Genomic DNA, 10,700 nt, shown 5'->3' on the forward strand with positions numbered 1-10,700 from the left:
TTTGTTTTCAGATACACCTTAGGATAGTATATCCAGAATATCGTTATTCGGTCAGCTCGCCCAGCAGGACGGTGGCGCGGGCATCCGTGAGATGCACCATCGCATAGCTGCCCATGAGGGCCGGGTCGGCCTTGAACTCGACGGTGAGGTTGTTGTCGAGACGGCCCGAGAGGGTGCCTTCGTTCCGGCCATAGCCCTCCACGAGGACGCGGACAGTCTGGCCCACCTGCGCCTTGACGAGGGCCATTGCAATGTCGTCCTGCAGCTTCAGCAGGCGGGTCATCCGGTCGGTCTTCTCCTTGCGGGGGGTGGGGTCGGGCAGGTCGGCGGCCTTGGTGCCGGTGCGCTTGGAGTAGATGAAGGTGAACAGCTGCATATAGCCCACCTTCTGCACCAGCTCGAGGGTCTTCTGGAAGTCCTCCTCCGTCTCACCGGGGAAACCCACGATGATGTCGCTGGAGAAGGTGATGCCGGGGATCTTCTTCCGGGCGTACTCGATCAGCTCCAGATAGTGCTCCACGGTATAGTGGCGGTTCATCTGGACCAACAGCCGATCCGAGCCGCACTGCACCGGCAGGTGCAGGTGCTTGCAGATCTTCGGCTGCGCCGCGATGGTGTCGATGAGCTTGAAGCTGGCATCCTTCGGGTGGCTGGTCATGAAGCGGATGTGATAGTCCCCCGGGACGGTGCAGAGCAGGTTCAGCAGGTCGGAAAAATCCACCTGCTCTTCAAGGCCCTTGCCGTAGCTGTTGACATTCTGGCCCAGCAGGGTGATCTCCTTGTAGCCTGCCTCTACGAGGCCCTTGAACTCGGCGAGGATGTCGCCGGGCTTCCGGCTCTTCTCGCGGCCGCGGACGTAGGGCACGATGCAGTAGGTGCAGAAGTTGTCGCAGCCGTACATGATGGGCAGCCATGCGCGGAACTCGCTCTCGCGGCGGATGGGGATATTCTCCACGATGACGGGGCGCTGGGCCGGCTCCATCAGCACCCGCTTGTGCTTTTGCAGCTTCTGGGCGATGAGCTGAGGCAGGGTGTCGATGCCGTCCACGCCGAAGACGAGGTCAACGTAGGGGTAGCTCTGGCGCAGCTTCTCCACGACGTGCTTCTGGTTGGCCATGCAGCCGCAGAGTCCGATGATGAGGCCGCGTTTTTTCTCCTTCAGGCCCTTGAGGGCGCCCACGTTGCCGAAAACGCGCTGCTCGGCGTGCTCACGGACGGCGCAGGTGTTGAAGAGAATGAGGTCGGCATCCTCGGGCTTGTCGCACAGGCCGTAGCCGATATCCATCAGCACGCCCTTGATGCGCTCGCCGTCGTTGACGTTCTGCTGACAGCCGTAGCTGTGGACGAAAGCCAGCGGCGGGGTGTCGTAGGCCAGCTTGACCAGCTCAGCCGCCGCGTTGTTATGTTCAAATGCTATGTACTCCAATGGAACCATCCTTCTCTGCCGCCGCGCACCGGCGGCAGACATCGTTATACTATAAAAAGCTCCTTATAGTATACCCTTTTTGGCCTTGGAGGGCAAGAGCTTATTTTTACTGTGCCTGCTTGGCGGCGCAGGCCTCGCACAGGCCGAACAGCACCACAGCGCAGTCCTCCACGACGCCCTTCTGGTGGCGCACCAGCTTCATCACCTGCTTTTCGTCCACGTCGGCGTCCACGACACCGCCGCAGCAGTTGCAGTAGAGGTGGCTGTGCCAGCCCAGCGTGTGGTCGAAACGGTCGGCCTTGCCCGGGATGGAGACGCGGCGGACGCGGCCCGCCTCCACGAGGCTGTTGAGGTTGCGGTAGACGGTGCCGAGGCTCAGGCCGGGGCACTCCCTGGCCGCAAGGTCAAAAATCTCTTCTGCGGTGGGGTGGTCGCACAGCTGCTCCACCTTCTGCAATACCAGCTCGCGCTGCTTGGAATAACGCATGGTCTTTCTCCTCTTTCTTATCGTTTTGGGGCCGGATCAAGGCCGGGGTCAGAGCTTGTCCTCCCCCTTGATCTTTGCCCAGTAGGCCCGGGCAGCCTGTTCGGTGCGGTTGTCTCCGAACGTATAGTATTTCACATCCTTGAGCACATCCGGCAGATACTGCTGCTCGACCCAGTGGTTCTCAAAATCGTGGGCGTACTTGTAGTTCTGGCCCTTGACTGCCGCATCCTCGCCGTCGAAGTGCTTGTTCTGGAGCTGGCGCGGGATGGGGCCGGTGCGGCCCGCCTGCACGTCGGCGATGGCGGCGTTGATGGCGTCGTGGGCGCTGTTGGACTTGGGGCTGGTGGCCACGAGGATGACGGCATCCGCCAGCGGGAGACGGGCTTCGGGCAGGCCCACCATGTTGGCGGCGTCCACCGCCGCCTTGACGATGGGGATGATCTGCGGGTATGCAAGGCCCACATCCTCACAGGCGCAGACCATGAGGCGTCGGCAGGCCGAGGGCAGGTCGCCTGCTTCCAGCAGACGGGCCAGATAGTGGAGGGCGGCGTTGGGGTCAGAGCCGCGCATGGACTTCTGGTAGGCTGAGACGATGTCGTAGTGGTCGTCGCCGTCCCGGTCGTACCGCATGGCGGTGCGGCGGGTGACCTGCTGCACCATCCCGAGGGTGACGTGCTTTTCCCCCTCGTCCACAGGGGCCGCCGTCACCACGAAATCGAGGCAGCCCAGCGCCTTGCGCAGATCGCCCCCCGCGCTCTCGGCGAGGTAGGCACAGGCGTCCTCGTCCATCGTCACGGGCTGCGGCTCGGACGCCGAGAGCTTTTTCAGGGCGTTGCGGATGCCCCGCTCCACATCGGCGGCAGAGAGAGGCTTGAACTCGAACACGGTGCAGCGGGACAGCAGCGCATTATAGATGTAAAAGTAGGGGTTCTCCGTCGTGGAGGCGATGAGGGTGACAGAGCCGTCCTCGATACACTCCAAGAGGCTCTGCTGCTGCTTTTTGTTGAGGTACTGTATCTCGTCGAGGTAGAGCAGGATGCCCCCTGCCCCGGCCAGTGTGCCGATGTCCTTCAGCACGGCCTTGATGTCGCCAGTGCCACAGGAGGTGCCGTTGAGCTTATGGAGGGTCATCCCGCTGTTCTCGGCGATGATTCGGGCCACGGTGGTCTTGCCCGTGCCGGAAGGGCCGTAGAAGATCATGTTGGGGATGCGGCCGCTCTCGATGGTGCGGCGGAACACCTGCCCCTCGGCCAGAAGATGCTGCTGGCCGCAGACATCGGCCAGCGTTTTGGGGCGCAGACGCTGCGCCAGCGGTTCGTTCATGGGTCTTCCCTCCAAGCATAGGATGCGGTTCGTTCTTTTTTCTAGTATAGCGCATTTTACACGCCGGGGCAAGAGAAATAATAAAAATGATTCTCAGATAATCCGCAAAGGATTTACAAATTTCGCAAAACGTGATATGCTTGTACCATTCCAGTCAAGAATCGAGGGAGAGCGTATGCGTGGAAAGACCGCTGCCGCCGAAGACCTGACGGCCAAGAAGGAACTGGCGCTGGAGGTCATCCGGCGGCTCAAGGCCGAATACCCCGACGCAGACTGTACGCTGGACTACGACCATGCGTGGCAGCTTCTGGTAAGCGTCCGTCTGGCGGCCCAGTGCACCGACGCCCGGGTGAACGTGGTGGTGCAGGACCTGTTTGAAAAATATCCGTCGGTGGCCGCGCTGGCCGAAGCCGAGCCGGAGGACATCGAGGCCATCGTCAAGCCCTGCGGTCTGGGCCGCAGCAAGGCCCGGGACATCTCGGCCTGTATGCGCAGGCTCCGGGACGACTACGGCTGCAAGGTGCCCACCACCTTCGACGAGCTGCTGACCCTGCCCGGCGTGGGCCGCAAGAGCGCCAACCTCATCATGGGCGATGTGTTCGGCAAGCCCGCCATCGTCACCGACACCCACTGCATCCGGCTGTGCAACAAGATCGGCCTCGTGGATGGCATCAAGGAGCCGCAGAAGGTGGAGATGGCCCTGTGGAAGATCATCCCGCCCGAGGAGGGCAGCGACCTGTGCCACCGCTTCGTGATGCATGGCCGTGCCGTCTGCAGCGCCCGGAAGCCCGAATGCGAAAAGTGCTGTCTCTCTGACATCTGCCGCTATGCGCGGGAAGAAGCGGCATCCATTGGATAAAGCAAGGAGGTTTTGCTTATGTTCACTCTGACGATCTTACTTATCCTCGCCGTTATGGTCGCCCTGTTCGGCTGCCTGATGGGGCTTTTTTCGATCATCGGCCTCTTCTTTTCCCTGCTGATCGGCATTCTGGTCGGCGCACTGGCCGGTTATCTTGCCAGCCGCTTTATGGGCACGCAGACTTCGTTCCTGCGCAATGTCGTTCTGGGCGTTCTGGGCAGCTTTGTCGGCGAGTTTCTGTTCGGGATGTTCCACATCTACGCCACCGGCAGCTTCAGCTCCTTCGTCATCTCGGTCGTGGGCGCCTGTGTCTGCATCTGGATCGACAACAAGCTGTTCCACTGAGCCGTCTGTCTTGAAAAAGCCGCAGCTTTCGGGGGTGAAAGCTGCGGCTTTTTCGTCTCAGTGGAATCGAATGTCATTTTCCGGCAAACTATGCTATAATAAGCGTTGTGTTTGAAATTGGAAAGGAGCTTTTCTCATGGAAACAACGCATGAGTCGTCGAGACAGACCCTCCGCTCCGCACAGCTCTCCAGGCCCTACGCCTTCAGCCGCAAGGTGTTCTGCGAGGGGATGCGGGACGGTGTGCCCATTGCGCTGGGATATTTTGCGGTGTCCTTCTCGCTGGGCATCGCGGCCCGGACGGCGGGCTTCACGCCCCTGCAGGGCTTCGTGGCCAGCCTGCTCAACAACGCTTCGGCCGGCGAGTACGCCGCCTTCGCCCTCATCGCCAGCGGTGCGACCTATCTGGAAGTGGCCATCATCACCCTCATCGCCAACGCCCGCTATCTGCTGATGAGCTGTGCGCTGGCCCAGCGGTTCGCCCCGGGCACCCCCTTCTTCCACCGCCTCATCATCGGCTACGACGTCACCGATGAGCTGTTCGGCATCACCATCGCCCGGCCCGGCTACCTGAACCCCTTCTACACCTACGGCGCTATCGCGCTGGCCGCCCCGGCGTGGGCCTCGGGCACGGCGCTGGGCATCATCGCGGGCAATCTGCTGCCTCTGCGGGCCGTCAGCGCCCTCAGCGTGGCGCTCTACGGGATGTTCCTCGCCATCATCATCCCCCCGGCCCGGAAGGATAAGGTCGTCGCCGGGCTGGTGGTCCTCAGCTTTGCGCTGAGCTTCGTCTGCACCTACCTACCGGGCATCTCCGCCCTTTCGGACGGCACCCGCACCATCCTTCTGACGGTGGCGATCTCCTGTGCCGGAGCGCTGCTGTTCCCCATCAAGACCCAGAGTGAGGAGGCTGAACAATGATCCGCAGCAACTGGCTTTACATCGCGGTGATGTTCGCGGTGTCCTACACCATCCGCATCCTGCCCCTGACCCTCATCCGCAAGCCCATCCGGAACCAGTTCATCCAGTCCTTCCTCTACTATGTCCCCTACGTCACGCTGGCGGTCATGACCTTCCCGGCCATCGTCAACGCCACCCAAAGCCCGGTGGCCGGTGCGGCAGCGCTGGTGGTGGGCATCGCTGCGGCATGGTACGGGGCCAGCCTGTTTCAGGTGTCGGTGGCCTGCTGTGCCGTCGTCTTTGTGCTGGAGCTGTTTCTTGTGAGGTGACGACCCGATGAAAAAGATCCTTGTGACCGGCGCAGGCGGCTTCGTAGGCGCGCGCATTCTGGAGATGTGGCGCGGCCGGTTCGAGCTTTCCGCCTTTCCGCCCGATTTTCTGCGTACCGCCGACGAGACCGCCGTGCGCCGCTTCATCACCGCAGAGCGCCCGGACGTTATCGTCCACACCGCAGCCCTCTCCAACACGCAGGTCTGCCAGCAGCATCCGGAGGAGTCCTTCCGGGCCAACGTCCTGCTGCCCGAGTGGGTGGCAGCGGCGGCAGCGGAGACCGGCGCAAAGCTGCTCTCCTTCAGCTCCGATCAGGTCTACGCAGGGGTACAGCAGCCCGGGCCTCTGGCCGAAGCGCTGCCCCTCTCCCCCGCCAATATCTACGGTCGGCACAAGCTTGAGGCTGAGGCGCGGGTGATGACCCGCTGCCCGGACGCTGTGGCGCTCCGTCTGCCGTGGATGTATGATCTCCCGGGCGGTCGGCTGCCCATCCGGGGCAATCTGCCGCTGAACCTTCTGCAGGCCGCGAAGACCGGCGAAGTGCTGCACTTTTCCCGTCGCGACCACCGGGGCGTGGGCTATGTGCGGGAGGTCATCGCAAACCTTCTCCCCGCGATGGCGCTGCCCGGCGGCGTCTACAACTTCGGCAGCGGAAACGACAAGGATATGGTCGATACTGCGCTGTATTTCGCACACCTGCTCCAAGTGGATGTGCGCATCGAAGAGGCGGACTTTGTCCGAAACCTCGTGATGGACGGGCAAAAGCTGCAAGAACATGGCATCGTGTTCCGGTCTACACAGGAGGCATTCCGGCAGTGCCTTGCAGATCACGGGACGGACATTTGATTCCAAAACAAAAAAATCATCTGCAAATGCTTCTCTCGGTTTTTCGAGTCGGAGCGGCACTTGCAGATGATTTTATTTTTTACAAAATTCCGCTATGCAGAAAGCCTCTCCCCTTGGGAGAGGTGTCATCGCTTGCGATGACGGAGAGGGCAAGGAAGTTGACCGGGAAGCACACACATAGCGATAATATTGCTATAACAAAGGCCAAAAATCATGCTGTGCACAGCGGCTCTTTCGAGCCGGGCTTGCCCTCTCAGGCGCTTCGCGCCAGCTCTCCCAAAAGGAGAGCCTGTTTTGCTTATTTCCACAGTTGTTCTGCCACCAGCTCCAGCACACTTCCGGCGATGCAGCGGGCTTTGTCCGAGATGAGGAAGCAGTTTTCCAGCTCCTCGCGGCGGGGGTCCACGTCGGCCACCTTGAAGCCCATCGTGACGGGATACCCGTCCCGCAGCAGGCCCCGCAGGATACCCCCGATGCAGGTCGTGACCGGGGTGCGGGTGCCGTCAAAGGCCTCGATCTCGGCGATGACGTCGCCCGGCTCCACAACATCGCCGATGGCGCGCAGCTCATGGAAGATGCCTTCCCGCGCTGCGCGGACGACCCGCTCTGCGCTGTAGCCACCGATGACGCCGGGGACGCCGGTGTTCGGGATGGCGATGCCCTCCCGGATGATGCGTCCCAGACGATGGCCGCGCTTGGTCTCCACCACGAAATCAACGTCCTCCCCCGCAGTGAAGCCCGGGCCGAGGGCGATGGTCAGCGGGGCCATATCCCGCGTCGTGCCGAGATTTCTCTTCGCAAGGATGGCGTCCACGACAACGGCGGGCCGCACCTGCGGGATCAACGCTCCCTTCGGGTCCACCATCACCGGCACATCGCCGCGGCACCAGATGACCACGGCCTCGTCCAGCGTCTGCACGAGGGTGGCGCGCATCCCTTCTACGACCGCCTCGCCCTCATAGACGGCCTCACTTACCGAGACCTGACGGCGGATGGCGGCGGGCTGTTCCGCTTCCAGCACGAGCACCTTCAGCCCCGCCGACCACAGCCGGTGGATGGTGCCGGTGGCAAGGTCGCCGCCGCCCCGCACAAGGATGACTTCATCACGCTTCATTGCTCTTTTCCTCCTTGAGCAGCTGCAAAAATACCTTCATCGAACCGCCGCAGGCTGCAAGCGCCGCGTCGTCCTCCTGTGCGCTGGCCGAATACTCCGCCAGCTGACAGGGTGCGGCCTCGCCTGCCTGCATTTTGGATGCAAGCTGTTGGATGCGGTACTCCATGATGCCGCCGCCCACGCTGCCGACGCACTTCCCATCCGGCAGCATCAGCATCTTTGCGCCCACCTCCCGGGGGGTCGAGCCGTGGCGGGAAACGATAGTCACGAGGACGGGGGGCGGTTCCTGCCCGGCGCAGGCGTCCAGCGCGTTCAACAGGGCGGGCGGGAAGCCCTCGGTCTGCTGACGGCTGTTTTTCACTTGGACGATCTCGGCAAGGATGGACAGGGCGATCTCCGGCGCGGTCTGTCCCCCGATGGCAAGGCCGATGGGGGCATGGAGCCCCTCGACCCGCACGGGGTCGGCCCCGGCCTCGGTGAGCTGACGCCGGACGAGGGCCGCGCGGCTCCTGCTGCCCAGCATACCGACGTAGGCAGATCGTTTTTTGCATATCTCCGTGAGGCATTCCACGTCGAAGGCGTGGGCACGGGTAGCTACGACAAAGTAGGTCTCCGCGCTGCCCTCCACCCGGGCGAGCGTCTCCGCGTAGGGGCCGCAGAGCACCGTTTCCGCCCCCGCGCGGCGGAGGGCGTCGGCGTAGTCGGGGCGCTCCTCCAGCCCGGTGACAGGCAGGCCCAGCATGACGGCCAGCCGGACGACGCTCTCGGCCACATGGCCTCCGCCGCAGAGGACAAGCCGGGACGTACCGCCGAACTTTTCCACGAAGACACGCACGCCCTCCAGCGTCAGGAGGCCGCTGGCTCCACACCCGGCCAGTGCCGGGAGATTCCGGGCCAGCAGACCCTCGGGCTTCGGGGGCCAGACCGGCACACCCTCACAGAGCAAAAGCCGCTGCCCCTGCTCGGGGCCTTCCAGCACAGATGCCAGAATATGCTGGCCCTGCGTGGTACGCAGCGCTTGTGCAAACTCACGAATCGACATAGAACTTCTCCTTATGGAGTTTTATTGCATGACCGGCGTTGCGGCGTCGTAGCCTGCACCGTCCAGCCGGGGGTTCCAAGCCTCCCAGTCCTCCGGCAGCATCCGCCAGCCGAGGCCGCAGCCCGCCGTGATCTCGCTGGGCAGCGGGATGATGCGCCCCGGGATGCCCCGGGCGGCGCACTCCTTCTCCCAGCCCATCGCGCGGGCGGTGGAGGCAAATGAAAGCACGATATATTGTCTCTTTTTCCGCATCTCACAGTTCCTCGGCCAGCTGACAGACCGCCTCGGCAGCCTCGAACACCTCGGCCTCGGTGTTCTGATGGGAAAAGCTGAACCGCACCATCCCCTGTTCCGCCGTGCCGAGGGCCTTGTGGATGAGGGGGGCACAGTGCGCCCCGGCCCGGACGCAGAGCTTATAGTCCTCCCAGAGGATGTCAGCGGCGCGGGCAGCGTCCTCCCCGCCGAAGTTCAGCGAGACGATGGGGGCGCGGTCGGCCTCGGCGAAGCTGCCGTAGACCTTCACGCCGGGGGCATGGACGATCCGCTCATAAAACAGGTACGTCAGGGCCAGCTCCTTTTTGTGCAGAGCCTCGACGCCCTGCGACAGGAGCCACTCCACCCCTGCCCCGAGGCCTGCGAGACCGGGGACGTTCAGAGTCCCCGCTTCCAGTGCCGTGGGCATCTGGGACGGGTGGGCCTCATCGAAGCTATGGATGCCGCTGCCACCCACCACAAGGGGACGGACGGCGAGGCCGGGCCGAACATACAATCCGCCTGTGCCCTGTGGGCCGAGCAGTGCCTTGTGTCCGGTGAAGCAGAGGACATCCGCCCCCAGTGCCTGTACGTCGATGGGCTGCGCGCCTGCGGTCTGGGCCGCGTCCACGATAAGCGTAAGACCGTGCTTTTCCGCAAAAGCAGAGACGAATGCAAGGTCGGTCAGATTTCCGGTCACGTTCGAGGCGTGGGTCACGGCCACAAAGCGGGTGTTTGGGCGGAGAAGCCGTTCGAACTGGTCGTAGCACAGCCGCCCGGCGTTGTCCACCTCCACGAAGCTGACCTGTGCCCCTTGCTCCCGCAGGCGGTAGAGGGGGCGCAGCACCGAGTTGTGCTCACAGACCGTCGTGATGACGTGGTCGCCGGGGCGGACAAGACCGGAGAGCGCCGTGTTCAGCGCCTGCGTCACGTTGGCCGCAAAGGCGATGCAGTCGGGGCTTTCGGCATGGAGAAGTGTTGCAAGAGCCTCCCGGGCGCGGTAGACGAGGCGGGCTGCGTGAAGGGTCGGCTCATGGGCACCACGGCCCGGGTTTCCCCCATGGGCCAGTGCATCCAGCACAGCCTGCCCCACGCAGGGCGGCTTCTGAAGGGTAGTGGCGGCGTTATCAAGGTAGATCACGGCTTGACCACGTTCCCGGCAGTGAGCATTTTTTCTGCAATGACGTACATATTCGTCACGCCGCCCACGGCCAGCTGCTCGGTCAGGCCGTAGAAGTTCAGGCAGGTGCCGCAGGTCAGGATCTCGACGCCCTCGGCCTCCAGTGCCTTGAGGTCATCCAGCATGGGCGAGCCTGCACAGGTGAGGTGAGCGCCGCCGTTGTAGAAGAGGATGGTCTTGGGCAGCTTGTCCTGCTGGGTCAGCGAAAAAACGAAGGCCTTCAGCAGGGTCTTGCCCAGCTCCTCCGCACCCTCTCCCATCTTGTCGGACGCGATGGCCACTACCGTGTCGGTGCGGGCGTCGGGGGTGCAGACCGGGGCTTCCGCCTCGGCCTCGACCGGCTCGCCCACCGTGAGGAGGACGCGGTACTCCCGCTCGCCCAGCTTCTCTGCGGTGGACTGGCAGCCCTTCTGTTTGGCCATTTTCGTCAGGTTCTGGACGGCGATCTCATTGTCCACCAGCACCTCCACCTCGCCTGCGCCAGCCAGCGCGGCGATGGCTTTCTTTGCCTTGACCACGGGCAGCGGGCAGGCGTCTCCTCTGGCATCTACTCTCAGCATAATTTTTCCTCTCTATCGTACGTTTTATCGCAAGGCTA

The 10,700-nt window shown here is 63.1% G+C and carries 13 protein-coding genes; 5 read left to right on the forward strand and 8 right to left on the reverse strand.

All coding sequences use genetic code 11. The features are described 5' to 3' along the window. Window positions 1-43: 43 nt before the first annotated feature. From miaB to MTP38_RS06805, 3 genes are all read right to left on the reverse strand, one after another. Window positions 44-1,426, reverse strand: a complete 1,383-nt coding sequence (gene miaB, locus MTP38_RS06795) for a tRNA (N6-isopentenyl adenosine(37)-C2)-methylthiotransferase MiaB (protein WP_431834212.1) — start codon at window positions 1,424-1,426, stop codon at window positions 44-46. A 106-nt stretch (window positions 1,427-1,532) separates the two neighbouring features. Further along, window positions 1,533-1,913, reverse strand: a complete 381-nt coding sequence (locus MTP38_RS06800) for a Fur family transcriptional regulator (RefSeq protein WP_249233049.1) — start codon at window positions 1,911-1,913, stop codon at window positions 1,533-1,535. Between the two features lie 48 nt (window positions 1,914-1,961). Next, window positions 1,962-3,236 (reverse strand): replication-associated recombination protein A, encoded by a 1,275-nt coding sequence (locus MTP38_RS06805; protein WP_227621104.1) that lies wholly within the window; start codon window positions 3,234-3,236, stop codon window positions 1,962-1,964. Between the two features lie 175 nt (window positions 3,237-3,411). Between MTP38_RS06805 and MTP38_RS06810 the strand changes: the two genes are divergently transcribed. The 5 genes from MTP38_RS06810 to MTP38_RS06830 all read left to right on the forward strand — a co-directional run bounded on the left by MTP38_RS06810 (window position 3,412) and on the right by MTP38_RS06830 (window position 6,514). Further along, entirely contained in the window at window positions 3,412-4,095 is a 684-nt protein-coding gene (locus tag MTP38_RS06810) for an endonuclease III domain-containing protein (protein WP_249233050.1), read from the forward strand. Between the two features lie 18 nt (window positions 4,096-4,113). Next, on the forward strand, window positions 4,114-4,440 hold the full coding sequence (locus MTP38_RS06815) for a GlsB/YeaQ/YmgE family stress response membrane protein (RefSeq protein WP_249233051.1): 327 nt from the start codon (window positions 4,114-4,116) through the stop codon (window positions 4,438-4,440). Window positions 4,441-4,576: 136 nt separating this feature from the next. Then, the gene (locus MTP38_RS06820) at window positions 4,577-5,359 is read left to right on the forward strand and encodes an AzlC family ABC transporter permease (protein ID WP_249233052.1); all 783 of its coding nucleotides are present in this window, start codon (window positions 4,577-4,579) and stop codon (window positions 5,357-5,359) included. Further along, window positions 5,356-5,667 (forward strand): AzlD domain-containing protein, encoded by a 312-nt coding sequence (locus tag MTP38_RS06825; RefSeq protein WP_227621100.1) that lies wholly within the window; start codon window positions 5,356-5,358, stop codon window positions 5,665-5,667. Before MTP38_RS06820 ends, MTP38_RS06825 begins: the two co-directional genes overlap by 4 nt. A gap of 7 nt (window positions 5,668-5,674) precedes the next feature. Then, window positions 5,675-6,514 carry an SDR family oxidoreductase gene (locus MTP38_RS06830; protein WP_249233053.1) on the forward strand — a complete coding sequence of 280 codons (840 nt, stop codon included), beginning with the start codon at window positions 5,675-5,677 and terminating at the stop codon, window positions 6,512-6,514. A 298-nt stretch (window positions 6,515-6,812) separates the two neighbouring features. On the opposite strand, the gene yqeB is transcribed toward MTP38_RS06830, so the two are convergent. From yqeB to yedF, 5 genes are read right to left on the reverse strand one after another with little or no spacing between them, the layout of a single operon-like run. Continuing rightward, window positions 6,813-7,628: a selenium-dependent molybdenum cofactor biosynthesis protein YqeB gene (gene yqeB, locus MTP38_RS06835; RefSeq protein ID WP_249233054.1), complete on the reverse strand. Its 816-nt coding sequence runs from the start codon at window positions 7,626-7,628 to the stop codon at window positions 6,813-6,815. Beyond that, a complete protein-coding gene (locus MTP38_RS06840) occupies window positions 7,618-8,670 on the reverse strand; it encodes an XdhC family protein (protein ID WP_249233055.1) in 1,053 nt (350 codons plus the stop codon). Before MTP38_RS06840 ends, yqeB begins: the two co-directional genes overlap by 11 nt. A gap of 21 nt (window positions 8,671-8,691) precedes the next feature. Beyond that, entirely contained in the window at window positions 8,692-8,898 is a 207-nt protein-coding gene (locus MTP38_RS06845; protein ID WP_249233056.1) for a DUF3343 domain-containing protein, read from the reverse strand. A 25-nt stretch (window positions 8,899-8,923) separates the two neighbouring features. Further along, window positions 8,924-10,063, reverse strand: coding sequence for an aminotransferase class V-fold PLP-dependent enzyme (locus MTP38_RS06850; RefSeq protein WP_249233057.1), 1,140 nt, complete (start codon window positions 10,061-10,063; stop codon window positions 8,924-8,926). Beyond that, the gene (gene yedF, locus MTP38_RS06855; RefSeq protein ID WP_249233058.1) at window positions 10,060-10,662 is read right to left on the reverse strand and encodes a sulfurtransferase-like selenium metabolism protein YedF; all 603 of its coding nucleotides are present in this window, start codon (window positions 10,660-10,662) and stop codon (window positions 10,060-10,062) included. Before yedF ends, MTP38_RS06850 begins: the two co-directional genes overlap by 4 nt. Window positions 10,663-10,700: the final 38 nt, after the last annotated feature.

Origin of the sequence: Faecalibacterium sp. I3-3-89 (assembly GCF_023347275.1) — a bacterium.
In the GTDB taxonomy this organism is placed as follows: domain Bacteria; phylum Bacillota; class Clostridia; order Oscillospirales; family Ruminococcaceae; genus Faecalibacterium; species Faecalibacterium butyricigenerans.